The 24,467-nt window shown below is 57.0% G+C and carries 25 protein-coding genes; 15 read left to right on the top strand and 10 right to left on the bottom strand.

The features are described 5' to 3' along the window. Nucleotides 1-336, bottom strand: a complete 336-nt coding sequence (locus tag AC2TAD_RS12725; protein ID WP_170755014.1) for an ArsR/SmtB family transcription factor — start codon at nt 334-336, stop codon at nt 1-3. A 231-nt stretch (nt 337-567) separates the two neighbouring features. On the opposite strand from AC2TAD_RS12725, the gene AC2TAD_RS12720 reads away from it, so the two are divergent. The 7 genes from AC2TAD_RS12720 (at nt 568) to AC2TAD_RS12690 (ending at nt 5,009) form a co-directional block, all read left to right on the top strand. Further along, nucleotides 568-900 carry an AtpZ/AtpI family protein gene (locus AC2TAD_RS12720; RefSeq protein WP_480868068.1) on the top strand — a complete coding sequence of 111 codons (333 nt, stop codon included), beginning with the start codon at nt 568-570 and terminating at the stop codon, nt 898-900. Between the two features lie 2 nt (nt 901-902). Next, on the top strand, nt 903-1,661 hold the full coding sequence (locus AC2TAD_RS12715) for a F0F1 ATP synthase subunit A (RefSeq protein ID WP_170356118.1): 759 nt from the start codon (nt 903-905) through the stop codon (nt 1,659-1,661). A gap of 69 nt (nt 1,662-1,730) precedes the next feature. Beyond that, nucleotides 1,731-1,955, top strand: a complete 225-nt coding sequence (locus tag AC2TAD_RS12710; protein ID WP_005981269.1) for a F0F1 ATP synthase subunit C — start codon at nt 1,731-1,733, stop codon at nt 1,953-1,955. An 86-nt stretch (nt 1,956-2,041) separates the two neighbouring features. After that, nucleotides 2,042-2,593 (top strand): F0F1 ATP synthase subunit B', encoded by a 552-nt coding sequence (locus AC2TAD_RS12705; RefSeq protein ID WP_480868066.1) that lies wholly within the window; start codon nt 2,042-2,044, stop codon nt 2,591-2,593. 5 nt (nt 2,594-2,598) lie between these two features. Continuing rightward, nucleotides 2,599-3,159, top strand: coding sequence for a F0F1 ATP synthase subunit B (locus AC2TAD_RS12700; RefSeq protein WP_480868064.1), 561 nt, complete (start codon nt 2,599-2,601; stop codon nt 3,157-3,159). A gap of 91 nt (nt 3,160-3,250) precedes the next feature. Next, the gene (locus AC2TAD_RS12695; RefSeq protein ID WP_480868062.1) at nt 3,251-4,066 is read left to right on the top strand and encodes a hypothetical protein; all 816 of its coding nucleotides are present in this window, start codon (nt 3,251-3,253) and stop codon (nt 4,064-4,066) included. Nucleotides 4,067-4,148: 82 nt separating this feature from the next. Continuing rightward, nucleotides 4,149-5,009, top strand: a complete 861-nt coding sequence (locus AC2TAD_RS12690; RefSeq protein ID WP_480868061.1) for a glycosyltransferase family 2 protein — start codon at nt 4,149-4,151, stop codon at nt 5,007-5,009. Nucleotides 5,010-5,044: 35 nt separating this feature from the next. Here AC2TAD_RS12690 and AC2TAD_RS12685 read toward each other — a convergent pair whose 3' ends face one another. Next, nucleotides 5,045-5,809 (bottom strand): FCD domain-containing protein, encoded by a 765-nt coding sequence (locus AC2TAD_RS12685; RefSeq protein ID WP_480868060.1) that lies wholly within the window; start codon nt 5,807-5,809, stop codon nt 5,045-5,047. Nucleotides 5,810-5,955: 146 nt separating this feature from the next. Between AC2TAD_RS12685 and AC2TAD_RS12680 the strand changes: the two genes are divergently transcribed. The 4 genes from AC2TAD_RS12680 to AC2TAD_RS12665 all read left to right on the top strand — a co-directional run bounded on the left by AC2TAD_RS12680 (nt 5,956) and on the right by AC2TAD_RS12665 (nt 11,599). Continuing rightward, nucleotides 5,956-7,149 carry an aminotransferase-like domain-containing protein gene (locus AC2TAD_RS12680; RefSeq protein ID WP_480868058.1) on the top strand — a complete coding sequence of 398 codons (1,194 nt, stop codon included), beginning with the start codon at nt 5,956-5,958 and terminating at the stop codon, nt 7,147-7,149. Between the two features lie 41 nt (nt 7,150-7,190). Next, nucleotides 7,191-7,598: a hypothetical protein gene (locus tag AC2TAD_RS12675; protein ID WP_480868057.1), complete on the top strand. Its 408-nt coding sequence runs from the start codon at nt 7,191-7,193 to the stop codon at nt 7,596-7,598. 140 nt (nt 7,599-7,738) lie between these two features. After that, nucleotides 7,739-11,194: a chromosome segregation SMC family protein gene (locus AC2TAD_RS12670; protein ID WP_480868055.1), complete on the top strand. Its 3,456-nt coding sequence runs from the start codon at nt 7,739-7,741 to the stop codon at nt 11,192-11,194. A 54-nt stretch (nt 11,195-11,248) separates the two neighbouring features. Beyond that, the gene (locus tag AC2TAD_RS12665; RefSeq protein WP_170755031.1) at nt 11,249-11,599 is read left to right on the top strand and encodes a hypothetical protein; all 351 of its coding nucleotides are present in this window, start codon (nt 11,249-11,251) and stop codon (nt 11,597-11,599) included. 341 nt (nt 11,600-11,940) lie between these two features. Here AC2TAD_RS12665 and AC2TAD_RS12660 read toward each other — a convergent pair whose 3' ends face one another. Continuing rightward, nucleotides 11,941-12,639 (bottom strand): class I SAM-dependent methyltransferase, encoded by a 699-nt coding sequence (locus tag AC2TAD_RS12660; protein WP_353391630.1) that lies wholly within the window; start codon nt 12,637-12,639, stop codon nt 11,941-11,943. A gap of 165 nt (nt 12,640-12,804) precedes the next feature. Here AC2TAD_RS12660 and AC2TAD_RS12655 point away from each other — a divergent pair, with 165 nt between their 5' ends. Next, nucleotides 12,805-13,875, top strand: coding sequence for a glycosyltransferase (locus tag AC2TAD_RS12655; protein WP_480868052.1), 1,071 nt, complete (start codon nt 12,805-12,807; stop codon nt 13,873-13,875). A 104-nt stretch (nt 13,876-13,979) separates the two neighbouring features. After that, on the top strand, nt 13,980-15,869 hold the full coding sequence (locus tag AC2TAD_RS12650; RefSeq protein ID WP_480868051.1) for a hypothetical protein: 1,890 nt from the start codon (nt 13,980-13,982) through the stop codon (nt 15,867-15,869). Nucleotides 15,870-15,888: 19 nt separating this feature from the next. On the opposite strand, the gene AC2TAD_RS12645 is transcribed toward AC2TAD_RS12650, so the two are convergent. Genes AC2TAD_RS12645 through AC2TAD_RS12625 form a run of 5 tightly spaced genes read right to left on the bottom strand, consistent with a single transcriptional unit; the run spans nt 15,889 to nt 21,602 of the window. Beyond that, entirely contained in the window at nt 15,889-16,902 is a 1,014-nt protein-coding gene (locus AC2TAD_RS12645; RefSeq protein ID WP_480868049.1) for an Ldh family oxidoreductase, read from the bottom strand. 11 nt (nt 16,903-16,913) lie between these two features. Further along, entirely contained in the window at nt 16,914-17,504 is a 591-nt protein-coding gene (locus AC2TAD_RS12640; RefSeq protein WP_480868048.1) for a DUF3726 domain-containing protein, read from the bottom strand. Next, nucleotides 17,501-19,186, bottom strand: coding sequence for a hypothetical protein (locus tag AC2TAD_RS12635; RefSeq protein WP_480868046.1), 1,686 nt, complete (start codon nt 19,184-19,186; stop codon nt 17,501-17,503). Before AC2TAD_RS12635 ends, AC2TAD_RS12640 begins: the two co-directional genes overlap by 4 nt. Continuing rightward, nucleotides 19,183-20,157 carry a membrane dipeptidase gene (locus AC2TAD_RS12630; RefSeq protein WP_480868045.1) on the bottom strand — a complete coding sequence of 325 codons (975 nt, stop codon included), beginning with the start codon at nt 20,155-20,157 and terminating at the stop codon, nt 19,183-19,185. Before AC2TAD_RS12630 ends, AC2TAD_RS12635 begins: the two co-directional genes overlap by 4 nt. Continuing rightward, nucleotides 20,157-21,602, bottom strand: coding sequence for an aldehyde dehydrogenase family protein (locus tag AC2TAD_RS12625; RefSeq protein WP_480868044.1), 1,446 nt, complete (start codon nt 21,600-21,602; stop codon nt 20,157-20,159). The genes AC2TAD_RS12630 and AC2TAD_RS12625 overlap by 1 nt, the downstream gene beginning before the upstream one ends. 100 nt (nt 21,603-21,702) lie before the next feature. Between AC2TAD_RS12625 and AC2TAD_RS12620 the strand changes: the two genes are divergently transcribed. Beyond that, nucleotides 21,703-22,572, top strand: coding sequence for a LysR family transcriptional regulator (locus AC2TAD_RS12620; protein ID WP_480868042.1), 870 nt, complete (start codon nt 21,703-21,705; stop codon nt 22,570-22,572). A gap of 5 nt (nt 22,573-22,577) precedes the next feature. Here AC2TAD_RS12620 and AC2TAD_RS12615 read toward each other — a convergent pair whose 3' ends face one another. After that, entirely contained in the window at nt 22,578-23,294 is a 717-nt protein-coding gene (locus tag AC2TAD_RS12615) for a glutathione S-transferase family protein (protein ID WP_480868040.1), read from the bottom strand. Beyond that, the gene (locus AC2TAD_RS12610) at nt 23,281-23,889 is read right to left on the bottom strand and encodes an NAD(P)H-dependent oxidoreductase (RefSeq protein WP_170755048.1); all 609 of its coding nucleotides are present in this window, start codon (nt 23,887-23,889) and stop codon (nt 23,281-23,283) included. Before AC2TAD_RS12610 ends, AC2TAD_RS12615 begins: the two co-directional genes overlap by 14 nt. A 113-nt stretch (nt 23,890-24,002) precedes the next feature. On the opposite strand from AC2TAD_RS12610, the gene AC2TAD_RS12605 reads away from it, so the two are divergent. After that, a complete protein-coding gene (locus tag AC2TAD_RS12605) occupies nt 24,003-24,380 on the top strand; it encodes a winged helix-turn-helix transcriptional regulator (protein WP_170356138.1) in 378 nt (125 codons plus the stop codon). The last annotated feature ends 87 nt before the right edge of the window (nt 24,381-24,467 follow it).

The raw sequence follows: 24,467 nt of genomic DNA, 5'->3' as shown, positions 1-24,467 counted from the left end.
TCAGGTGTCGTCTGCCAAAGGCAATTGGCTTTCCAGAAACCGTTCGAATGCATCCAGATTGACCGGCTCGAATTGTCCGAACCCCTGCATCCAGACCGAGGCCGACCGTAGCGCGTCGGGTTCCAGCTTGCACCATTTCACCCGGCCGCGTTTTTCCTGGCTGATCAGTCCAGCCTTGGTCAGGATCATCAGATGTTTTGAGATCGCGGCCAGTGACATCTCGAACGGTTCAGCAACATCGGTGACGGCCATGTCATCCTCCAACAGCATTGCAAGGATGGCGCGGCGTGTGGGGTCGGCAAGGGCCGCGAAAACGGTATCGAGATCACTGGACATGCTTCCGCTCAATCACAGCGGTCTGCTTTGGTCAACCATTTGGTTGAATATGGAAGATCCGGTCCATTTATGCCCACGCAGGATCAACGGGTGCGCCTGCGGCGAGGCAGTGGAATATTTTAATATTTAAAATCAAAGGATTAAATACAATTCGGGTGCGACCTATACACCGTTGACTCTATGCCCGCATCGCCTTAGCACCCTACCCAAGACTGTGCGAGGGAAACGCCCGTGACTGATGATGACCAAAAGCAGCGTATGGCGCAGCTGGAGGCCAAGATCGACGCGGTGAAAAAGGCCAAGCAGCCCCCCAAACGCGCAGACAGTGACGTATCCGGGGGCGAGCTTGCCTGGAGGATGGTCATCGAAATGGTATCCGGTCTGGGGATCGGATTTGGCATCGGATACGGGCTGGACAGCCTGTTCGGGACGATCCCGATCTTTCTGGTGCTGTTTACATTGCTGGGCCTTGTCGCGGGCGTGAAGGTTATGCTCCGCAGCGCGAAAGAGGTCCAAGAGAAACAAACGGCGGCGACGGCTGTCGAGAAGGACGAGAGGGACTGAACGTGGCAACTGAGACCACCGCAGCAGAAGGCAGCAGCCTGGTATTCCACCCGATGGACCAGTTCATCGTCAAACCGTTGTTCGGCGACGGTGCGGTGGGCATGTTCACCATTACCAACGTGACGCTGTGGCTGTTCTTTGCGATCGTTGCGATTGTTCTGCTGCTGATCGTGCCGACCTCGAAGCGCGCGATTGTTCCGACCCGGATGCAGTCGGTGGCCGAGCTGGCCTACGGCTTCATCTACAAGATGCTGGAAGACATCTGCGGCAAGGAAGGCGTCAAGTTCTTCCCCTATGTCATGACCCTGTTCATGTTCATTGTGACCGCGAACTTCCTGGGCCTGATCCCGACCTCGTTCACCACCACATCGCATTTCGCCGTGACCATCCCGCTGGCGCTGGCTGTCTTCCTGACCGTCACCATCCTGGGCTTTGTAAAGAACGGCGCGGGCTTCCTGAGCCTGTTCTGGGTCTCCAGCGCGCCGATGGCGCTGCGTCCGATCCTGGCGATCATCGAGCTGATCTCGTACTTTGTGCGCCCGGTCAGCCACTCCATTCGTCTGGCCGGTAACGTCATGGCGGGCCACGCGGTGATCAAGGTGTTCGCAGGCTTTGCCGCGATTGCCGTGATCTCGCCCGTGTCGGTTCTGGCGATCACCGCTATGTACGGTCTCGAGGTCCTGGTGGCCTTCATTCAGGCCTACGTATTCACCATTCTGACCTGTGTTTACCTCAAGGACGCTCTGCATCCGCATCACTGATTGGGTCTTGCACCCAGCACAGGAACGATAACCCAACATCGAAACTTCCAATTCGTAAGGAGAAACATCATGGAAGGCGATCTCGCACACATCGGCGCAGGCCTGGCAGCAATCGGTTCCGGCGCAGCCGCAATCGGGGTGGGCAACGTTGCAGGCAACTTCCTGGCCGGCGCCCTGCGCAACCCTTCGGCGGCTGCTTCGCAGACCGCAACCCTGTTCATCGGTATCGCATTCGCAGAAGCCCTGGGGATCTTCGCATTCCTGGTCTCGCTGCTGCTGATGTTCGCCGTCTAATCTGCGGAACCTGATCCTTACGCGCAGGTGGGTCCAAGCCATAGCGGCCCACCTGTTGTAAAGACAACGTTCCGACGGAGGACATCATGGCGACTGAACCCCTAGCCAAAGAAGTAGCAGGCACCTGTGTTGACTCGTATGGGTCGGCCATCGGGATGCCGCAGCTCTGCTTTGATTGGTTCCCCAACCAGATTTTCTGGCTGGTCATCACGCTGGTCGTCATCTTTCTGGTCCTGTCCCGCGTGGCTCTGCCCCGCATCGCGGCAATCCTGGCTGAGCGTCAGGGGACCATTACAAATGACCTGGCTGCGGCCGAAGATCTGAAGGCCAAGGCGGTCGAGGCTGAAGAGGCCTATAACAAGGCGCTGGCCGATGCCCGTTCTGAGGCACAGCGTATCGCAGCGGAAGCCCGCGCCGAAATCCAGTCTGGTCTGGATGACGCGATTGCCAAAGCGGATGCGGAAATCGCTGCAAAGGCGGCTGAATCGGAAAAGGCAATTGCCGACATCCGTGCCGGTGCGCTGGAAAGCATTCAAGTGGTTGCCAAGGATACGGCAGCTGAACTGGTCACAGCACTGGGTGGCGAGGCGGATGCCAAAGCCATCGACGGTGCCGTAGACGCGCAGATGAAAGGATAAGTGACATGCGGAATACTCTTGCCCTTATCCTGACTTTCGGCGCTGCTAGCCCTGCGCTGGCCGCAAGTGGCCCGTTCTTCTCGCTTGGCAACACCGACTTTGTGGTCCTGCTGGGCTTCATCGTGTTCATCGCGGTTCTGTTCTACTTCAAGGTGCCCGGCATGATCGGTGGCGCGCTGGACAAGCGGGCCGAAGGCATCAAGTCCGAACTGGACGAAGCCCGCGCGCTGCACGAAGAAGCGCGCAGCTTGCTGGCCTCGTATGAGCGCAAGCAGCGCGAAGTGCAGTCTCAGGCGGATGCCATCGTGGCAGCAGCCAAGGACGATGCTGTACTGGCAGCTGAACAAGCCAAGGTCGATCTGGAGAAGTCCATTGCTCGTCGTTTGGTGGCAGCACAGGACCAGATCGCATCGGCGGAGGCTTCTGCCGTGAAAGAGGTGCGCGATCAGGCCATCACCGTTGCTGTTTCCGCAGCCAACGCGGTTCTGGCAAAGCAGATGACGGCTACGCAGGCCAACAAGCTGATCGACGCGGCCATCGCGGATGTAGGCGAAAAGCTGCACTGACCGTTTAACATAATTCGAAACCTTGACCCGAAAGCCCGCTTTCGGGTCAAGGCGCTTTGAAAGACCCCTCGCCTGAATTGCTGGAATTTTGATGAACATTCTCGGCATTGTTCGAAATGGTGGAGATTCCCTGACCGCAACGCTCTTGCGCATCGAACAGCTGCGGGCGCACCTTGAGAGCAGTCGCGTGATCATCGCGACCAACGATAATAAAGACAATACCGACGACATCCTACAAGACTACGCGGCTCAGAACGCGGGAGTAGATGTGCTCATTCTGGACAGTATGTCGAACCTGTTCGATGAACGCGTCGAGCGTATTGCCGTCGCCAGAAATGCAGTTCTTGAACATCTTCTTGCCACCAATCCGGTCCATCCTTTGACACTGGTTCTTGATATGGACGGACCCAATACGCAAATGGAACCAAATCAGGTGTTGAACGCGGCAGCGCGTCGGGTGCCACAATGGGACGCCGTGTTTGCCAACTCATTGCCTGCATATTATGACCTTTACGCATTGCGATGTGCGGGCTGGAGCGACCAAGACCCGTGGCGAGAGCTTACGGCGCTAACGCGACCACGGATGTTTCGCAGTGTCTGGTGGCGACGGATGCAGCGGAAAATCATCTATAATCGTCAATACTCAATACCAACCGACGCGCCTCTGATTGAGGTGGAGAGTGCTTTCGGTGGGTTGGGCTTGTATAAGACCGAAGCTTTGCGCGGTGCGACGTACCAGCCACGGGATGAGACCGGTCAAATCACCTGCGAGCATACGACTCTGCATCAATCGATGCGCAGCGCGGGAAAACGTCTTTTTATTGACCCCGGTCTTTTAACTTTGGCACAAACCGAGCATATGGGCCCCGGCAGCGGAAAGCGCATTCCAAAGAAGCTGTTGCAATGATCGGCTTGTCAGAAATGATGCAGTCGCACAGAAACCCTTTTGCTGCACCAATGCAGCTTGGTCTTGGGTGGTAGGATTACGCATGACGAATATGCCCAAGATAAGTCTGGTCGTTCCAAACCTGAACTGCGCCGAATTTCTCGAGCAGACCATTACGTCAATTGTCAGCCAGTCTTACCCCAATCTTGAGCTGATCTTGTCGGATGGGGGAAGCACAGACGGGTCGCTTGATATTGTCGAAAGATATCGCGGCGCATTCACACATATCATATCCGAGCCAGATACCGGGCAAGCCAACGCGGTCAACAAGGGGTTTGCTCTCGCCACTGGCGAGGTCATGGGGTGGATCAATTCCGATGATGTCCTAATGCAGGGAGGTCTCGGACTTGTTGGGTCTCTTTTTGCGCTAAAGTCAAAGTTGGACTGGGTGACGGGCAAGCTCACGACGATAGACGAGGCAGGGCGTATCTTGGCCTCTCGACGCCCAAGACCAATTTCGTATCAACGGTTTCTTGCGGGCGACTATCAGTGGGTGCAGCAGGAGTCGACATTTTGGCGACGCAGCCTTTGGGACAAAGCCGGAGGACAACTTGACGAGCGCCTGTCCTTGGCTGTGGATGGCGAACTTTGGCTGCGGTTCTCACGCTACGCTGAACTGATCCCCGTTCACGACAAGATCGGTGCGTTTCGGTTCCGCACAGGCCAACGTTCAGAAGCAATAGACGCCTATCATGCAGAAATGCTGGCTGTAATAGCCAACGAAAAGCAGAGTGCAGATAGCCCTGACGCCGTTACGAAATCCGTTCTGGCCGCGCCTACCAAGCTGCGGAGTTGGTCCGAAGCTGATAGCAGTTTCCCGGGACTGATCAATTGCGATCCAAAACCGATAAAGAGCTTGAGTCTTTGGAAGCACAGGTTTGCACGAGTTATTCGCAAGCTGTGACCATTGCTGAAACTCAGGCGGTGCCGCGTACCAGGTCAGCGTGTTTCGTGATCCAGCCGTTGCCTTGCGATTTCTTCGTTTCGTAGGGCTTTTTGGTGATCCTGTGTGCATTGCTGAACGAAATTCAAGTGTCTCTGGACGGCTTTGCGGACACCTTCTGGGTCACGCGCCTGTAGCGCGGTATTGATCGCTCGATGCTGGTCCAAGATGGCTTCTCGGGTTGTGCGCTGATTGAACATCATTTGGCGGTTGTAAAAGACGCCCTGTCGCAACAGATCGAACATCGACCGCATCATATGCAGCATCACGACGTTGTGGCTGGCCTCGATGATGGCCATGTGGAATTGGGCGTCCAGATTAGCTTCATCTTCCGGCGCATTGCGGGCATGGGCGGCCTCCATCTTTTCAAAGATCGTCTGGACGACTTTCAAGTCGCTTTCAGAACCCATTCTCGCTGCGCGCTCAGCTGCCAAGCCCTCCATATCCCGTCGGAATGAGAGATAATCGAAAACAGCCTCTTCATGGCTGCCGAACAGTCGGATCAGAGCAGGGGAAAACGCCGAGCCCAAGACCTCGGCGACGTATATGCCCGAGCCTGCTTTGGCCGTCAGCAACCCTTGTTCTTGCAGTTCCGAAATCGCATCCCGCAGCGACGGCCGCGACACGCCCAGTCGCTCGGCCATTTCACGCTCGGCAGGAAGTCGTTCACCCGGACGCAGGATGCCCCGAAGGATTAGCAGTTCGATCTGTCGAACCACCGCGATCGATAGCTTTTCGGTCTGAATTTTTTGAAAGGGCATCGGGACACTTTTCCAGATTGGTCAAATCATATGACCACGGATTCAGGCCCGGTTCAAGAATGCCTAGAAAGGACATAACATTACTAGGTCAGCAATATTGACATTAATTCATTATCTATTACGCTGCCTCTAAGCGGAGGAGCCTTATGTCAACGCCAGATTTGTTTGCGACCAGGGCCTCACGGATGAAAGCCTCAGAGATTCGTGAATTGCTGAAGCTGCTGGATCAGCCAGGGATTATCTCGTTTGCCGGGGGTATTCCCGACCCGGCTTTGTTTCCTGCAGATGCCTTTGCCAATGCGTTCCAATCGTGCCTTGGAGATGGGCCTCATGCGCTCCAATATTCGGTCAGCGAAGGATATCTTCCCCTTCGTGAATGGCTTGTCGGACATATGCAGCAGATCGGAATCGAATGTTCCGCGGAAAACATGCTGATCACCTCGGGTTCGCAGCAAGCGCTGGATTTTTTAGGAAAACTTTACCTGTCCCCCGGAGATACAGCTTTGGTTGGCTGGCCGACCTATTTGGGCGCAATCAACGCATTCGACGCATATGAGCCCTGTTTTGATCGGTTGGACTTGAAGGCGAACCGCCGGGCGGCTGAATATGCAGCTGCGTCCGGTGATGGAAAGATCAAATTCGCTTATTTGTCCCCGGATTTCGCAAACCCGACGGGTGAAACTGTTGACCGCGCTACACGTGAGTCACTGCTTGATCTTGCTGAGGACCTGAATATCGCAGTGATCGAGGATGGCGCGTATCAGGCCTTGCGCTATGACGGCGAAGACATTCCGCCGATTCTTGCCTTGGAGCTTGCCCGAAAGGGAACGATCGAGGCGTGCCGGACAGTCTATTGCGGCAGTTTTTCGAAGACACTGTCGCCCGGTTTGCGCGTGGGTTGGGTTGTTGCTTCGCGAGAGGTCATTTCGCAGTTGGTTTTGGTCAAACAGGCGGCTGATCTGCATTCGCCAACGATCAATCAGATGTCGATCAACGAAGTAGCACGTGCTTGTTTCGACACGCACATCTTGCGTGTGCGGGCAACGTATCGCCGGCGGCGCGATGCGATGCTGGACACTTTGCGGCAGGAAATGCCCGAAGGGGTGCAATGGACCAAGCCCGAAGGCGGAATGTTCGTCTGGTTGACCTTGCCTCAAGCACATGACGGAGCCGATCTTTTGTCACGGTCGTTGGAAACGGTACAGCTGGCTTTTGTACCTGGGCGCGCATTTTTTCCTGATGGCTCGGGTCGGAATACAATCCGGTTGAGTTTTTCCAATTCGGACGAGGCCACGATACGAGAGGGTATTAAACGTCTGGGTCAGGTTCTGCGCCACTAGTGGAAAGGGTTTGTTAACCATTCCACCTCACCATAGAGAACATGATCCGATACTTCGCCCTGCTGGTCCTGGCTGCATGTTCGGCGGGCACGCCTCATTTCCGCGATGTGCCCGCGACGCGTGTGGCGGTGAATGGTAGCGTCTTTGATGTGCGCGTGCGTGATGATCTGGCCGAAGCAGTGCGGGTGAACATTCAATACGCCCCGCGGCTCGGGCCGATCCGTGGTCGCGCTGCTCAGGCGATGGCACAGGTGTCGGGGTGCCCAATTCTGGATGTGCTAGGCGATGCCGCTGTGACGATTGGGGTGTTGGGTTGCGACCGAGAGGCGGGTGAGCGCTTGCTGCAGACTGCGGTGGCCATCCCGAACTACGAATGCGTGGACACAGGTATTTTCGATCACATCGGCGATGGCTACGGTTATCAGGTGTTCGAGTGTACTGCCTACTGACATACGCGAATTCCTGCGTATTTCGCCAAGATATTGTGGATAACTCGGGCTGATATCCCATATCCTGCGCAAGTTCGTTGACTCGACCCCAATCCGTTGCGCAGACTTCCAGCGTATAGGAATCACGGGACTCATTGCCTTTGCGTTTTAGCAAACTCAAACTCACCGGCTTCAAAAGCTTTGTCGATCCGACCGATCTGATTATCGCGGACGGACTGACCGGTGTGGTGGGACCGAATGGTTGCGGCAAGTCCAACCTGTTAGAGGCGCTGCGCTGGGTGATGGGGGAGAACCGCCCCAAATCCATGCGCGGCGGCGCGATGGAGGATGTGATTTTCGCGGGGGCGGCCACGCGACCCGCGCGCAACTTTGCCGAGGTGGTCCTGACCATGGACAACTCGGAACGGCTGGCGCCTTCGGGGTTCAATGACACCGATCAGTTGGAGATCATCCGCCGGATCACCCGCGATGTGGGCAGCGCCTACAAGACCAACGGCAAGGATGTGCGGGCGCGCGATGTTCAGATGCTGTTCGCGGATGCCTCAACGGGGGCGCATTCGCCCGCGCTGGTAGGGCAGAACCGGATCGCCGAGCTGATCAACGCCAAACCCCGAGCGCGGCGGCGTATTCTGGAAGAGGCCGCCGGGATCTCGGGTCTCTATCAACGTCGGCATGAAGCCGAGCTGAAGCTGAAGGGCACGGAATCCAACCTGACTCGCGTTGATGACGTGTTGGAACAGTTGGGCACGCAGCTGGCGCAATTGGCGCGTCAGGCCCGTCAGGCTGCGCGCTATCGCGAGATTGGTGAACAGCTGCGGCAAGCCGAAGGGATGCTGCTGTACCGACGCTGGAAAGAGGCCGACATGGCCCGTCAACAGGCCGAGGAAAAGCTGCGCGACCGGATTACTGAGGCCTCGCGCGCCGAGGCCGAGGCGCGCGCCGCCGCTGCCAAACGCACCGAGATCGAAGAAACCCTGCCGCCCCTGCGCGAGGAAGAGGCCATCGCTGCGGCCGTGTTGCAACGTCAGCAAGTGCAGCGCGACCAGCTTTCAGATCAGGAAACCCGCGCGCGTCAGACGATTGAAACCCTGACCAACCGTATTCAACAACTTGGCAATGATATCGAGCGTGAAAGCGGTTTGAACCGTGACGCGGGCCAGATGATCGAACGTCTGGAATGGGAAGCCCGCGAGCTGGCCAAGGCGGCTGAAGGTCACGATGACAAGGTGGCCGAGGCGGCGGAAATCGCGCGCGAGGCGGCCTCGGTGCTGCAGGACCGCGAGGATCACCTCTCGCAACAGACCGAGGATATGGCCCGTCTTGTCGCCCGTCACCAATCGGCGCAACGTTTGGTCGAGGACAGCCGCAAAACGCTGGCCCGGTCCGAGGGCGAAGAAGAAAAGGCGCGCGGTGCCGTGAATGAGGCGCGTGAGGCGTTGACTCGCGCGGCCGAGGCGTTCGAGGCCGCGCAAGAGGATGAAGAAGAAGCCCGCGAGGCCGCCGAGGCCGCGGAAGAAGCGCTGGCCGCAGTCGATGAGCTGCGTGGCGAGACGCAAGCGCGTGAGGCTGAAGCCCGCGCGCAACGGTCCGAGGCAGAGGGTGAGTTGGGGGCCATTCGGGCTGAGACCACCGCTTTGGCCAAGCTGGTTGAACGTGACACCGCTGAGGGGGGGCAGGTGATGGACCTGCTGCGCGTTGCTCCGGGCTATGAAAAGGCGCTGGGTGCCGCGCTGGCGGATGATCTGCGCGCGCCTTTGGTCGACGGTGACGGGCCGTCGGGCTGGGTGGAGGTCGCGGAGTACGACGCGGATCAGCCCTTGCCTGAAGGAGCTGAACCTTTGGCGCTGCATGTGTCGGGCCCAGATCGCCTCAGCCGTCGGATCGCGCAGATCGGATTGGTTGACGGGGACCAAGGCGCACGGCTGCAGGCGGCGTTGAAACCCGGTCAGCGGCTGGTGTCGCGCTCGGGCGATCTGTGGCGCTGGGACGGGTTCCGCGCCTGGGCCGAGGACGCGCCGAGTGCAGCCGCGCTGCGGTTGGAACAGCTGAACAAGCTGGAAGCGCTGAAACAGGAACTGGCCCGGACCGAGGCGCAGGCCGATGGCGCGCGGGCGGCGCATGAGGCGCTGTCACAGCAACTGGCCGACGTGACTGAAGCTGACCGCCGCGCGCGTGAGGCACGCCGTGCCGCCGACCAGCGCATGGCGGAAACCGCACGGCAACTCAGCCGGGCTGAGGCGGATCGCAATCTGGCGCAGGGCAAGCTGGAAACCCTGACGCTGGCCGTGGATCGCCACAAGGAAGACGCCATGTCCGCACGCGCCCAACTGCGCGAGGCCGAGGGCGCGCTGGCCGGATTGGGCGATCTGGACAGCGCCCGTGCGCAGGTCGAAGACATCAAACAAACGGTCGAGGCCGCGCGGATCACCATGCTGACCCACCGCTCGACCCATGACGAATTGCGCCGCGAGGGCGAAGCACGGACCCGTCGCAGCCAGGAGGTCAAGAAAGACCTCAGCGGTTGGAAGCACCGGTTGGAGACGGCGGAAAAACGCATCTCGGAACTGGCTGAGCGCAAGGAAAGCTCTGAGGAGGAGCTGACCGACGCGATGGCCGCCCCCGGCGAAATCGCTGAGGCGCGCGAGGAACTGAACGAATTGATCGAAGCTGCCGAAGCGCGCCGGGCAGAGGCTGCTGACAAGCTGGCTCAAGCCGAGGCTCAGCAGCGCGAATGGGTGATGGCCGAACGTGATGCGGAACGTCTGGCCTCGGAAGCGCGCGAAAGCCGGGCCGCCGCCGAGGCGCGCTGTGACGCCGCCAAGGAAAGCGTGACCGCCGCTGCGGAACGCATCGCCGAGGATCAGCAGCTGACGCCAAACCAGTTGTTGAATCAGCTGGACGTGAACCCCGACCAGATGCCCGCCGCCGACGCGCTGGAGGCCGAGGTTAACCGCCACAAACGCCAGCGCGACGCGATGGGGGCAGTGAACCTGCGGGCCGAAGAGGACAGCAAAGAAGTCCAGGAAGAATTCGACACGCTGAACAGCGAAAAGGCCGATCTGGAAGAGGCGATCAAAGCCCTGCGCAGCGGCATCGCCAGTCTCAACCGTGAAGGTCGCGAGCGTCTACTGACCGCGTTTGAACAGGTAAACTCGAACTTTGCCATGCTGTTCAAACACCTGTTCGGCGGCGGTGAGGCCAATCTGGTCATGGTTGAAAGCGACGATCCGCTGGATGCGGGGCTTGAGATTATGTGCCAGCCACCGGGCAAGAAACTCTCGACGCTCAGCCTGCTCTCGGGCGGTGAACAGACTCTTACTGCAACCGCGCTGATCTTTGGTGTGTTCCTTGCCAACCCTGCACCGATCTGTGTGCTGGACGAGGTCGATGCGCCTCTGGACGATGCTAACGTGACGCGTTTCTGCGACCTGCTGGATGAGATGTGCCGCCAGACCGACACGCGGTTCCTGATCATCACCCACCACGCGGTGACGATGGCACGGATGGACCGGCTTTTCGGTGTGACCATGCAGGAACAGGGCGTTAGCCAGCTGGTTTCGGTCGACCTGAAAAAGGCCGAACAGATGGTCGCCTGATCTGTCACTGCAACGTTATGCCTGTTGCAGAGCAGTTCGGTCTAGACTGACTTTATGACGCGCTTTTTGATCCTCGCCTTGCTTAGTGCTGGCCCCGCCCTTGCCGCCGAATGGCCCACCAAACCCGGAGACGTCCCCCTGTCGCCCGAAGAACTGGATGCCTTGGCTGGACGCACGCTGACCTTCTTTGATGACGGGCAGGCCAAATTTTCGGCTGGAGGCGCATATTCCTACACCTACGCCAGCGGAGACGCCGCCTTTGGCACCTATTCCATCGCCGAGGACGGCAGCGTCTGCATCGCTTACCGCAATGGGTTCGGTCGTTGCGATCTGTACGTGCGCAGCGGCGACCGGCTGATCCTGATTGACGAAAAAGGGGATCGATATCCGGTCCGGCCGGAATGAACCGGATCGGGTGTATCCCTGTACACATGCCTTTCGGCCACGAAAAAAAACGAACAAGACGCCCTTGGCGGATACTCGGTCTGAAGGAAATCCCATCATAGGTATCGGTTGACCCGAAGCGCAGGGACTTTTTTCCAAGTCGTTAGTGCTTGTTGAACGAACCGCTGTCTGAGGCTCAGGTTTCCGCGCATTGCAGCTCCAAACCACGCTTTCAGCTGAGCGTTATGCTTTTCAGCATATTTGGGTGGGTTTCAGGTGTGGATATGATGCGCGCTGTGTGTTGAATTGGCATTTCCCGCGTTGTTCTACTCAACAGGCTTTGCGAGAACTAACCGTTTTTCTTAACTGGTTATATCTTCGCGGTAGTAAATGTCGCGTCCGATATCAATACAAACAAAGTCATCCGGAACCGGGATCATCGCGCGTAGAAACGAATGTGGGTAAGCGAAGAAATTGAAGTGTGGATTGAAAGTATACAGGTATTCTCGTTCGCGCGGAACGATGATAATCAGTCTCTTACGAGTGATGCGACGTAGTTCGGCAATTGCTGCGCGGTAATCCAGAATATGTTCGATCACATGCGTGCAAACCACGTTGTCGAATTCACCGTCCTCAAAAGGCAATTCCTCGATGCGAGCTGAAATGCCTTCGATACCTTCCAATGCGGCGGCATCATCTACAACGAAATCTACGCCAACCTTACGGGTCAGGCCGGGGCGACGCTCAGCCAGTCTGGTCAGTAGCGCACCGGTGCCACATCCGACATCGCAGATTGATCCTTCGACCAGTTCTTGTGCAATCTTGTTGATACACTTGTCAGAGCAGTCAGTCTCGTCATGAACCCTTGGATGTTCGCGGTAGAGTGCTTCGTACTCATCATTGGTCAGAAAAGGGGCGCGACTACGGAAATCGGCAAGCCGCGATATGTGCTTTCCCCAGGCTAACTCGGCCAAAATGCGGAACAAAGCGGAGTCTCGAACAAACGCGGGAAGGATGTCCTCGAGAACGAAGCGCAGTTTGTTGGTTGTTTCTCGTCGCATTGGGTTTCGGCTTGGGTTTGGTCAATTACCACATCCGTTATACGTCCGATCCGAAGTGGGTCCAGAGGCTGGCGATCTTCATTGACAGAAGAGGAAGCGATCGAATGCATTTGCTGCGATTAGGCAACATTCTTCCGCGACGGGAGCCTGCTAGCGGCAAACGTCTTGCTGAACAGCATTGCCAGGCCCAACCTGCAACCGCATTTGGACACGGGACTTGTTGTTTTGAAAACTGTAGAACCGGAAAGGACTCTAACTGCCAGCTTGCGAGTGGCGGTGATATTGCCAAGTTACAATGAAAGTGTGGCGATCGGTCCGACAGTGACAGCATTTCAGGATGCTTTGCCAGATGCTACCATTTATGTCTTTGACAATAATTCTACTGACAACACAGCGCAGGTGGCCAGAGAAGCAGGCGCTGTTGTAGGGTTTGAGGCCAGCCCGGGGAAAGGTAGCGTTGTCCGCCGGATGTTGGCCGACATTGACGCGGACGTTTATGTCATGGCTGATGGCGATGCCACCTATGACGCGGCCAGCGCACCGGCCCTGATAGAGCGGCTCGTGTCCGGGAATTTTGACATGATCACCGGAAATCGGAGCAGTACAGAGCAAGCGGCCTACCGTCCAGGACATCGGTTCGGAAATCGAGTTTTAACAGGTTTGGTTGAATGGTTATTCAAATGTAAGGTCGGAGATTTGCTTTCAGGATACCGCGTGTTCAGTCGCCGCTTTGCAAAGACTTTTCCTGCTCATTCCCGTGGTTTCGACATCGAAACCGAATTAACGGTTTTTGCGTTGCAACTCAGGCTTCCGATTGATGAGATGGACACTCCCTATCGGGCTCGCATGGAGGGTTCGAACTCCAAACTATCCTCTGTTGCCGACGGTTTTAGGATCCTGCGAATGATCGGGCTGATGCTGAAGGAAGAAAAGCCTATGCAGTTCTTTTCAGTGATCGCAGCGTGTGCATTTCTGCCGTCTCTGGTGGTTTTTGCCTCGGTCTTCCGGGAGTTTCTGGAGACTGGCCTTGTTGAACGAATCCCGTCACTGTTTACGGCGCTTTCAGGTTTCGTGATCGCAGTTTTATCCTTTGTTTGCGCTGTGCTTCTTGACACTGTTGCGCGGGGGAGGAGGGAAGCGCGACGCATTGCTTACCTTAGCTATCCGCCACCTTGGAATTCTTCTGCCTCGACGTGGTCGGACGTTACCGAAACAAGATCAAACGCGGGGCAATGAAATTGAACGCCAATGCTGAAATGGCGGCAGGTGTCAGGGGGAATTCTGGAGATAATAGTTTAGTATCAATTTGTTGAGCCGTCATCCTGTAAGCGGAAAAACTGATGGCAAGACCAAATGACATTGACCTAGGTGATAGCGCGTCAAATACCGCCTATCCTTGTTCGATGATCCGAACAGGTGAGGATATGCACGAAAAACAAAAAGCAACTGACGCCTCAGGTGTAATCGCATTTGTAGTGTTTTTTTCACTCGTTGCGGTGCGGCAGATATTGCGTGCGCCCGAAGCTACAGAGTTGTTGCTGGATCTAGACAACGATGCCGCCATGCGTCTTGTCATAGTGCGCGATTTTTTGGCAGGGCAGGGATGGTTTGATTTGGTGCAATACCGTCTTGGGGTTGATGGCGGTACGCTTATGCATTGGTCGCGCTTGGTCGACTTGCCAATTGCCGGATTGATTTTACTTTTCGAAGTTTTTTTTGATCGCGCCTATGCTGAGTACCTCGCTTTGCTCATCTGGCCACTTGTCACACTTGCGGCGGCTATGTTGGTATCCGCAAAGATCATGTTTGCTTTGGCTGGTGGTTCCGCGCTTTTTTATACTGCCGTTTTGTTCAGTATCATCATCGGCTTCGATGGCAGGTTCCAGCCGGGAAGTATCGACCACCACAACGTCCAGATGGTTCTATTGCTGACTGCCCTTCTGGCGATGGTTTCGCCATTTGGAAGTATCAGGCGTTTGATTGCTGGCGGCATTGCGATTTCGGTCAGCCTAGCCATTGGTATCGAAAACCTTCCTCTGCTAGCCGTGATATGTTTTTGCATTGCCGGTGCTTGGGTCTACCACGGTAAATCCCGACAAAGGCAGGTCATGTACATATGTGCGGGAATTGGCTTGGGCATGTGCGTGATTTTCCTGCTGTCAGCTCCTGCCGCGGCTTATGCGGGCGGGTTTTGTGATGCGTTGTCGCGCGACCTTGCAGCCCCTGTCATTCTAAGCAGCGGTACTCTCTTCATTCTTGCCTTAAAAACACCCGAACGTGCATGGCAAAGGGTGTTGCGTCTTGCTTTTGCCTTCGCAGCTGTTGGTTTAGTGTCAATCGCGTTTTTTCCGGCGTGCACACAAAACCCGTTGGATGGGCTTGACCCAGACCTAAAAATATTTTGGCTGGACCATGTCTCAGAAACAGGCGGCCTGCTCGATATTATCAACGGTGTCGCTGGGTATAACGATGTCTATATCGTGTATTACGTCGCAGGGTTCTTTGGTCTGCTCGCCAGTTTATTCCAAATCAGGGCGGATCGGGCTAGGCGCACAGAGTGGATATCATTTTCTATCCTGCTCGGCGTAGCCTTGGCGATTACTGTGTATCAGATTCGTGGTTCTCTTGGCCTGTTGGTACTTTCGGTGTTCCCGTTGGTGAAATGTGTTACCCAAGCGCGTTGTGTCTTACGACGCCGTTTTGGCGAGTTTTCTCTTGTATTGATATGGATTCCTTTGCTTGCGATCTTGCCGGGGGTTTGGGGGTACGGTTTTTCGGTTTATGTCCGACTTTTTCCGACCACTGACTATGCATCAGTACCTGAATACGGTGGGAACGTTGCTTTGGGCGAATGCTGGACGCAGGAATCGGTCGCTGCGCTAGCCGGATTGCCGAAAGGTACGGTCGCGGTCAGTTGGGACTTTGGAACCAACGTTCTGGTCAACACCCCCCATAGAGTTTTGGCGGCGCCATATCATCGAAACGGTTCGGGAATACTGGCACAAACCCGACTTTCGATTGCCAAGGATGCCGAAACGGCGAAAGAAATAATTGAAGAACATGGCGTGACCTACGTTGTGACATGTGGCCATGACTCGGTATTGTTAGGGTTGTCTCGAATTGGGTATTCGGGATTCAGCCTGGATTTAAAATCGGGAAGTGTCCCAGACTTTCTGGAACTGATCCGAACGCCGGAATCTTCTACGATGACTGTCTATGGCGTGCGCTAGCACTGCCCGGTGGCCATTTTCAAACTCCTAGAACCGCTTCGACCTTGTCCAAAGTTGCTGTGCTGACAGCTACGCCATTTGCCTGCGCCGTGGCGCGGTTGGCGGCTCGGCCGTCTCCTGGAAGGTGAGCGCCGTCCTGGGATCGGATCGCGTCAACCAATTCGCCAAGACCAGAGGCAAATGCGCCTTGCGACGTAGCCGCTGGATCAATGGCAATGAAAAACTGCCCGGTTTTGGGTGGTCCGCCAACAGTACCTGAAAACGGAGATGCGTTAAGGCCAAGAGTGGCACCCGTAAGCGCGGCAGCCAAAACCTCGGTCAATAGGGCGACGCCGACACCCTTATAACCTCCGGACGGTGCCATCGACCCTTTCAATCCAACTGCCGGGTCTGTTGTTGGATTGCCGTCTGCGTCCAGCGCCCAGCCTACCGGGATCGGTTTGTCTTCTCGGGCGTGTTTCATGACTTCGCTTTTCGCAATGGTGCTGGCGCTTTGGTCGATCACCAGCGAAGGTTGCCCGTTCGCGCCCGGAGCCGCGATCGAGAACGGATTAGTCCCGACCACAGGTTTTGATCCCCCGGACGGAGCGATCGAGGCCGGCGCGTTGGTGAAGCCCAACCCGACCAGACCAGCCTGTGCAATCCGGAAGGTGTGATATCCCAGAACACCGCAATTGTAGCTGTTGCGAATGGCGAGCGCCGCTATTCCCTGTTCGCGGGCGGCAGGCAGCAGCGCCTCGAACCCCAAATCAATTGCGGGATGCGCAAATCCCGTCGCGGCGTCCACGTTCACAACACCCGAACGTGGGCGTGACAGCACCGGTTGGGCGGCACCGTCGACTTTCCCGCATTGAACATGCTCGCAGTAGATCGGGATGTAGGCAAGCCCGTGGCTAGAGACGCCGTCTGCTTCGGTTGCAGCAGTTGCAACCGCCAAGGGGCGCGCATTTGCTTCGGTCGTACCAGCGGCAACGAGGGCGCGAAAAGCCAGATCTTCGATCTGGGTCAATGTCAGGGTGCGGGTCTCGGTCATTTTGGGTCTCATCAATCGTTGTCAGACAGACCCGCTCCGGCCCCGCGCAGGCGGGAGTCCTCGGTTGCGGGGGCATAGGTGAAGTGGGCAAGGCGATTCAGCTCGGACCAGTCTGCAGGGTCGGGCGTGGCACGTGTGCACTGAGGATGGGTTTGGATCATTATCCCGCCCCGCTTTATTGTGATCTGGCTTGCCTGTTCGGGGACCGAAAAGGCCGTGGTGAGGGCAAACCCATCGGTCACAAACTGTGTCTTATCCATTGTCACGGAAACGGGGGTATCCAAAAACCGCGCCACGTTGGCTGCGAAAGGCAAAAGTAAAACCGGGAAGACAATGTCCTGCAACGTGATGTCTTCTTTGCGCAACTCAGCAGCTTGGTCCGAAAGGTGTGCTCCTGCGGCAATTGGGCACTCAGCTACGGGCAAACTTGGTTGCGCGCTTTGTAGTTTCGCCAGTTTTGCTAACGCCCCGATCCCGTCCATGCCCTGAGCACAAAGCCAGCGAGTAGCCTTGGCGGCCTCTTCCGCGGGACCCCAGCTATGTCCGACACCGCGCATTGCCCGTTTGGCAGTGGCTTCGACCTCGTTCAGTGACAGGTTCATTGTAGCGCCTCGGGGTAAACCCAAAGATCTGCGTTTTCTGTGTTCAGTTCGTCCGGGTAGGGCGCGCCCGAATACATGCAGATGCGAACCCACCGGTCCGAGCGCGGGTCGAACTGTGTTGCTCCAAAGAATGATAGTTTTGCCCTTAGCATGTCGATGGGCAACACGTTTGCACTGATTGTGTTGTCGCGGATTTCTCCATACGGGGCGACGCGACCGATCTGCGCGCGTCTTATGGTGTGGCGATGTTCCGGATGGTGCAGGAGAAACGCGGCAATCTTGTCTGTGTCCGCCCAATCCTCAAGGGCGCGATAAGCAGCGGCCGCGTCCCGTGCAGGGGCCAGAGGTTGTTCGTACTCCGCGATTGGTTCTTCGAAACGTTCGCCAAGGCGGGGTTCCAGCTTTTCTTCGGACACGTACCACGCGCGGGCGCAGTTGGCTTGTGCCTGCCAATCAAGATCAAGCGCCCAGTCAAAACTCTGCCGGATCAGCGCGCGCACCTGTGCGACGCTCATACTGCCGTCGATCATCTGCGCGCCTGCGTTGCTGTCGGCCATGCAATCCACTAGACCGTCGACCAAATCGCCGTAAGGTTCCAGAATTAGCGAGGCCAGCAATTCTTGCCCCTCTTCACTCAGATGATCCTCGGACCAGCGGATCAGGGCGTCCCATGGGTGGTGTTCGGTCAGGTCGCGCTTGGCCAGCTCGGCGGTTAGCATGTCGAGATCAGTTCTGAGCGCGGCCAGTTTGTCGATTTGAACCGGATGATCCGAGCGCCACCACGACACCGAAAGCTTGCTGCGTTCGAAAATCGCGCGGAACTGCGCCATGCGGTCCGGTGTGGCGTGTGGCACGGACCGCACCCGCGCGATGGCTTCTTCGCGAACCATGATCCAGTTGTTGAACAGAACGGGGTGATTAATGATGAACGGCGCCATTCCCAGACCGGTCGAATTGCCGATGCCCAGCCACTGCGCAATCGCCGGATCCAGACTGGCTGTTTCATCGCCCCCTTTGGCCTGCGCCATGTGCTGCACCAGATCGCGCACGAAGGTGCGAGTCAGATAGACCGAAAGCATCTCGGTCTGGAAAGGCGCGCTTAGTTCCGGGCGGTCGGCGGTTGTCTCACGATCAGCCGCCCCGAACTTGCCCGAGCCATATACGGCCGTGGTGCGCATCAGGTAGCCCACCTTATAGATCTGCTCGGGGTCCGGCTGTTTGCCTGCTGACAGAGCGTCGACCACATGCGCCCAAAGCCGGACCGAACGGTTGGCGCGAGACAGAGACAACTCGTTTTCGCTGATCCGACCGGCCTCTTGCAGGGGGACGTTTTGGGAAAGACGTTCGATGTCTTCGGTCGTAGGGATGCCATCGAACAGGGTAAATGTGGCGTCCCAAGCCTCGGCTATCACGCGGTCGGAGCGTTGCTCGGGTGGCAGATCGTGAGCGAAAGCCACCAGCGAATAAGCGCGGTCAGGGCCATGCGCGGTATAGACAGCATGACCCACCCCGTTCGTGTCGATGTCAAAAACGGGCCGGGTAAAACGCCAGTTCTCGCGGGCCATCCGCCGGGTCAATTGCCGCATGAAGCTAAGGCGACATTGGTGCAGTGACCCCAATCGCGAAAGTCGCATGACCTGCGCGGGGTCTCGGCGTGCAATATCGCGCTGCAGATTGGTCATGCGCGTGGTCCGAAGTTTTCAGCAAAGAAACGATACCAGTTGCCGCCCATGATACCTGAAACCTCATCTTCGTTCATACCCACAGAACGTAGTCCGGATTCGATATTCCCAAAATCGCGGTTGTCCTGAAACCAGCTGGGCATGGGTGGAAATCCGGGGGCCGAGGCCGAGCCTTCGCCATAGTCGATTTCTTTCGTCCAGCGCCCGACGCGCATCCACTCGACCACGCTGTCGGGTTGGTCCTGACACAGGTCAGTGCCGATCCCCAGATGTTGGACGCCGTATTTGTCGGCGGCGCAGGCGATCATCTCGCAGAAGCTATCCAGCGTGCAGGCTGATTTGTCTTTCAGATGATGCGGATAGACCGAAAAGCCGAGCATCCCGCCATGGTCCGTCACCGCGCGGATCACCGCATCGCGCTTGTTGCGCAGCGCAGGCGACCAGTCGTGCGGATTGGCGTGAGTGATGGCGATGGGACGCTCGGACAGTTCGGCGGCCTCGATTGTGGACCGGTCAGCCGAGTGACTCATATCCACGACAAGGCCGACGCGGTTCATCTCCTTGATCACCTGCTTGCCCATGCGGGTGACGCCGGTATCTTCGGCCTCATAGCAGCCGGTGGCCAGCAAGGATTGGTTATTATAGGTCAACTGCATGAACCGGGCGCCCAGATCGTGCAGGATTTCGACAAGACCGATATCGTCTTCGATGGGCGAGGGGTTCTGAAAGCCGAAAAACACCGCCGTCCGCCCGGTTTCGCGCGCCCGGTCAATATCGCTGGCCCAACGGCCTTTAATGATCAGGTCGGGGAATTGCTCGAACCAGCGGTTCCACTTTTCAAAGTTCAAGACGGTTTCGCGGAAGTTCTCATGATAAGAGATGGTGACGTGGATCGCGTCCACGCCACCTTCGCGCAGTTGCCGGAAAATCTTTTCCGACCAGTTGGCATATTGCAGCCCGTCGATGCGCATCAGACCGGCGTGCCGGCGCTGATATAGGCGGTTTTGACGGTGGTGTAGAACTCAGCTGCCGCCTTACCCTGCTCGCGCGGGCCGTAAGAGCTGTCGCCGCGTCCGCCGAAGGGCACGTGATAGTCGGTGCCCGCTGTCGGCAAGTTCACGGTGACCACGCCAGTGCGAGCATTTCGGCGGAAATGCGTGGCGCGGGCGAGGCTTTGGGTCACGATTCCCGAAGTCAGGCCGAAATTGGTGTCGTTGACGACGCTCAGCGCCTCATCATAGCTGCCAACCTTGATTACGCTGGTCAGCGGCGCGAACATTTCTTCGCGGTTGATGCGCATGTCGTTGGTGGTGTTCAGGAACACCCCAGGCGACATGTAGAATCCGTCATGAGGCATCTCCAGCCGCGCGCCGCCACAGGCCAATTCGGCGCCCTCAGACTTGCCCAGATCGACATAGGCGAGGTTTTCCTGCAACTGCTGCTCGCTGACGACCGGCCCCATCTGGGTGCCATCCTCCAGCGCGTGACCGACTTTCATCGCTTGCGCACCGGCGACCAGTTTCTCGACGAACGCATCATGGACGCCCGCATGAACAACCAGCCGCGACGAGGCAGTGCATTTCTGCCCGGTGCCTCCAAACGCGCCACCCAGCGCCAGCGTCACCGCCAGATCAAGATCGGCGTCGTCCATGACGGCCAGCGCGTTCTTGGACCCCATCTCCATCTGTACCTTGGTCAGGTTCTGGATGGCCGCTGCCGCAATCCCTTTGCCCACCGGCACCGATCCGGTGAATGAAATCGCGTTCACCTTGGGGCTTTCCACCAAACGCTGACCGATGCTGCGCCCCGATCCCATCACCAAACTGAACAGGCCCTTGGGGATATCCTGCCGTTCAATGATCTCGGTTAAAGCTACAGCCGATGCAGGGGTGATGTTCGCAGGTTTCCACACCACCGCGTTGCCGTAGCACAGCGCCGGTGCGATTTTCCATGAGGCGGTCGCGGTGGGAAAGTTCCATGGGCTGATGATGGCGACGACGCCCACGGGTTCGCGCCGTACGTCAATCTCAACGCCGGGGCGGACAGAGTCGGCATTCTCACCGATCTGACGCAGACACTCGGCTGCGTAATAGGTAAAGAACTGTCCCGCGCGATAGACCTCGCCTTTACCTTCGGCCAGCGGTTTGCCTTCCTCACGCGACAGCAGCGTGCCCAACTCCTCGGCGCGGGCCATCAGCTCGTTGCCGATGGCGTTCAGAACAGCTTGCTTGCGTTCAGGCAGATACGTTGCCCACTCTGCCTGCGCAATGCGCGCGTGCGCTAGCGTTGCGTCTAACTGGTCCACGCTGGCTTGGGCGAACATGTCGACAAGATCGGTCAGATCCGACGGGTTGCGGTTCTCAATTTCGGATTCACCCACCAGCCATTCGCCAGCGATCAAGTTCAGTTTGGTCACACCACGCCTCAGAGATAACAAGAGTTACACAAAGCATGGCTTTTTCGTTTACCATCAGTCAAATTCAAACAGGTGAAGAAAGCTTCAGGGAATTTGAAGTATGGCGATTAAGATCGAAACCCTGCGATGTTTTTGTACCGTGGTTCAATCCGGAAACTTGACCGAGGCTGCGGACCGATTGGGGCGAACTCAGTCAGCCGTTTCCATGACACTTAAGCAACTTGAAGGCCATTTGGGTCGCAAACTGTTCGAAGGCGAACGCAAGAATCGTCTTTCCCCTTTGGGAGAGCAAGTTTTTGAGCTTGCGTTGAGGCAGGTGCGTCAGTTCGATCAAGCCGTAGGTGACATTGAAGCCGTAGCTTCGGCCGAGCAGGGGTTGCTGCGAATCGCATCGGTGCCATCAGTCGCCGCGCTGGTGTTTCCGCGTGTTCTGAGGCACCTGATACAACGCTTTCCTGGGGCGAAGGTTGATCTGCGGGACACTGACACGCAGCAGGTCCTGGATGCATTGGTCGAAGGGAAGGCGGATATCGGAATTGCCTCGGGGCATCACGCGCTGAACGGTTTTCATACCAAGCCCTTGTTACAAGACCGGTTCGGGCTGGTCTGTGCTGCCGATCACCCGCTGATCCGGCAGGTTGAACCCCCGTGTATTGCCGATCTGGTGACCGTGCCGTTCATTCGAAACAGCCTGTGCGACCTGATCACGTCACCGCAGTTTCACCAAGCGATTGATCAGGCTGACATCACGATCCGCAACACACATTCTTTGATTACGATGGTCAGGACGGGCAATTGGGCGACGGTCTTGCCTCAAACGGTGGCAGAGTTCATTCCCGAAGCCACCGCCTTTCGCGAGATAAAAGACCTGCCGGATCAAAGGCAGGTCTTTTTGTACGTCAAAGAACGGTCACGCTTTCCCGAACTGACCGAGGCCGCAGAGCACCTCATTCTCGCATATGATGCTTAGGGCTTCTATTTTTTGACGTCGCCCGCAAACCGCGCGGCGTTTTCTTTGGCAAAGGCCGACGCATCGGCGCTTGAGTCCCAGAATTGGGGGTTTGCCTTGGGAATGGTCAACGCTTTCTGAACGGCGGGCCGGGCGTCGATGCGTTCGAACCAGGCGTTCAGATGAGGTAGATCGTCCACCTTGACCCGTGCCCAGACATAGGCCCGCGCCCACGGGTAAAGCATCATATCGGCAATGGTGTATTCATCTGCGGCGATCCAGTCGCGCCCTTCAAGCCGTGTGTCCATAACCTCTAGCAGGCGGCGGCTTTCATCAACATAACGGCGGATGGAGAACGGTTCGTCGTGCCCATTGGGGGCGGCGATATGTTGGAAATACATCGCCTGTCCCATCATGGGCCCGATATGACCGACCTGAAAGAAAACCCATTGCATGACTTCGGATCGTTTGATCGGGTCTTCCGGCAGGAACTTTCCGTATTTTTCGGCCAGGTGCCACAGGATCGCGCCGCTTTCGAATATGGCGCGCCCCTCGGACCGGTCATAAATCGTCGGTATTTTACCGTTGGGATTCAGCGCCAGATAATCTGGCGCTTTTTGTTCTTGTTTGGAAAAGTTGATATGGGTGAGGTTGTAAGGAATTCCGGCCTCTTCCAGAAAAATGACCGGTTTATAACCGTTCATCGTTCCTGCGGTGTACAGGTGAATATCAGGCTGCGACATCGTCTGCCTCGGCGAATGTAGAAATCAGATGCGTCTGGAATCGGGCAAAATCTGCCTCGATCGTCGGGTTCTTCATAACATCAAACGCGGCAAAAGTTGGCAGAGGCTTCATCGCCATGAATTTCGCCGTTAGGTGCAGCGGTTTCAGCAGGTCATCTACGGTATCGCCGGCAAAGAAGGGCTCGGTCGGGTTGTCGAACGCTTCGACCGGGGCGTTGAACGTGACTGACAGCATATAGCTTTTGTCGTGCAAAACGCCGCCCATACCGTAGTTGGACTTAGGGGCGTCACTGGTGCGCCCATCGCCATGCGCAAACCGTCCATCCATGGCCGAGGTATAGACCTCGTCCATGTATTTCTTGAAGACCCACGGCACGCCCATCCAGTTCACCGGGAATTGCATGATGACAGTGTCCGCCCACAAGTGGTTCGCGACTTCTGTATCGACATCATAGCCTTCGGCGACCGTAGTCACCCGGACATCATGGCCCAGCGTGCGCAACTGGGTGCTGGCTTGTTCGGTCAGGCTGGCGTTCAGAGCACCGGGGGCCGCTTCATAAGGCTGTGTGCCGTTGAGGATCAGGATATTGCTCATGTCTATGCCCTTTTTCCAATCTTGGGAATGTCGTGTCGAAGCAGTTGGGGGTGGCGGAGATAAAAAGCAACCAGTATACTTTTAGTAACCTTCTTTTTCATAAGGGATATGCCATGCGTGCAAAGGTCAGTCAGGATAATCGGGGGCGAAAACAAGTGGCAGAAGCCTGCCTCGAGCCTTGCTCGGTCGAGCGCGGGATGCGGATCATCGGCGGTAAGTGGACGGGTTCGATCCTATGGCACCTGAAAGACGGGCCCGTGCGATTCAATGACTTGTCCCGCATGATTGCAGGTGCCAGCAAAAAGATGATCACCGAGCGTTTGCGTCAGCTTGAGGCACAAGGTTTAGTGAAGCGACACGTGCTACAGACATCTCCCGTTTCGGTCGAATACTCTGTCACCGAGCTTGGCCGCAGCGCGCTGGGCATTCTGGACGATTTGAGCAAGTGGAGCGAGACTTTGCCTGCGGCCGTCGTTTCAGACATCGGTTAATAGTTCGGAAATTTTCGAAACTAATATACGATGATATCAAATACATGTATTTGTCCTCCGTAGGGCTTGATGGGTGTTGTGTCACCA

It is taken from the genome of Ruegeria sp. HKCCD7628 (assembly GCF_057221005.1).
The sequence above is the reverse complement of the archived record's forward strand: the minus strand, read 5'-3'. Positions and strand labels throughout refer to the sequence as shown.

Excerpts from the sequence above, each read along its gene's own strand:
- AC2TAD_RS12725 (WP_170755014.1), bottom strand. The coding sequence starts at position 336 with ATGTCCAGTGATCTCGATACCGTTTTCGCGGCCCTTGCCGACCCCACA.
- AC2TAD_RS12710 (WP_005981269.1), top strand. The coding sequence starts at position 1,731 with ATGGAAGGCGATCTCGCACACATCGGCGCAGGCCTGGCAGCAATCGGT.
- AC2TAD_RS12705 (WP_480868066.1), top strand. The coding sequence starts at position 2,042 with ATGGCGACTGAACCCCTAGCCAAAGAAGTAGCAGGCACCTGTGTTGAC.
- AC2TAD_RS12700 (WP_480868064.1), top strand. The coding sequence starts at position 2,599 with ATGCGGAATACTCTTGCCCTTATCCTGACTTTCGGCGCTGCTAGCCCT.
- AC2TAD_RS12695 (WP_480868062.1), top strand. The coding sequence starts at position 3,251 with ATGAACATTCTCGGCATTGTTCGAAATGGTGGAGATTCCCTGACCGCA.
- AC2TAD_RS12690 (WP_480868061.1), top strand. The coding sequence starts at position 4,149 with ATGACGAATATGCCCAAGATAAGTCTGGTCGTTCCAAACCTGAACTGC.
- AC2TAD_RS12685 (WP_480868060.1), bottom strand. The coding sequence starts at position 5,809 with ATGCCCTTTCAAAAAATTCAGACCGAAAAGCTATCGATCGCGGTGGTT.
- AC2TAD_RS12680 (WP_480868058.1), top strand. The coding sequence starts at position 5,956 with ATGTCAACGCCAGATTTGTTTGCGACCAGGGCCTCACGGATGAAAGCC.
- AC2TAD_RS12675 (WP_480868057.1), top strand. The coding sequence starts at position 7,191 with ATGATCCGATACTTCGCCCTGCTGGTCCTGGCTGCATGTTCGGCGGGC.
- AC2TAD_RS12665 (WP_170755031.1), top strand. The coding sequence starts at position 11,249 with ATGACGCGCTTTTTGATCCTCGCCTTGCTTAGTGCTGGCCCCGCCCTT.
- AC2TAD_RS12660 (WP_353391630.1), bottom strand. The coding sequence starts at position 12,639 with ATGCGACGAGAAACAACCAACAAACTGCGCTTCGTTCTCGAGGACATC.
- AC2TAD_RS12650 (WP_480868051.1), top strand. The coding sequence starts at position 13,980 with ATGGCAAGACCAAATGACATTGACCTAGGTGATAGCGCGTCAAATACC.
- AC2TAD_RS12645 (WP_480868049.1), bottom strand. The coding sequence starts at position 16,902 with ATGACCGAGACCCGCACCCTGACATTGACCCAGATCGAAGATCTGGCT.
- AC2TAD_RS12640 (WP_480868048.1), bottom strand. The coding sequence starts at position 17,504 with ATGAACCTGTCACTGAACGAGGTCGAAGCCACTGCCAAACGGGCAATG.
- AC2TAD_RS12635 (WP_480868046.1), bottom strand. The coding sequence starts at position 19,186 with ATGACCAATCTGCAGCGCGATATTGCACGCCGAGACCCCGCGCAGGTC.
- AC2TAD_RS12630 (WP_480868045.1), bottom strand. The coding sequence starts at position 20,157 with ATGCGCATCGACGGGCTGCAATATGCCAACTGGTCGGAAAAGATTTTC.
- AC2TAD_RS12620 (WP_480868042.1), top strand. The coding sequence starts at position 21,703 with ATGGCGATTAAGATCGAAACCCTGCGATGTTTTTGTACCGTGGTTCAA.
- AC2TAD_RS12615 (WP_480868040.1), bottom strand. The coding sequence starts at position 23,294 with ATGTCGCAGCCTGATATTCACCTGTACACCGCAGGAACGATGAACGGT.
- AC2TAD_RS12610 (WP_170755048.1), bottom strand. The coding sequence starts at position 23,889 with ATGAGCAATATCCTGATCCTCAACGGCACACAGCCTTATGAAGCGGCC.
- AC2TAD_RS12605 (WP_170356138.1), top strand. The coding sequence starts at position 24,003 with ATGCGTGCAAAGGTCAGTCAGGATAATCGGGGGCGAAAACAAGTGGCA.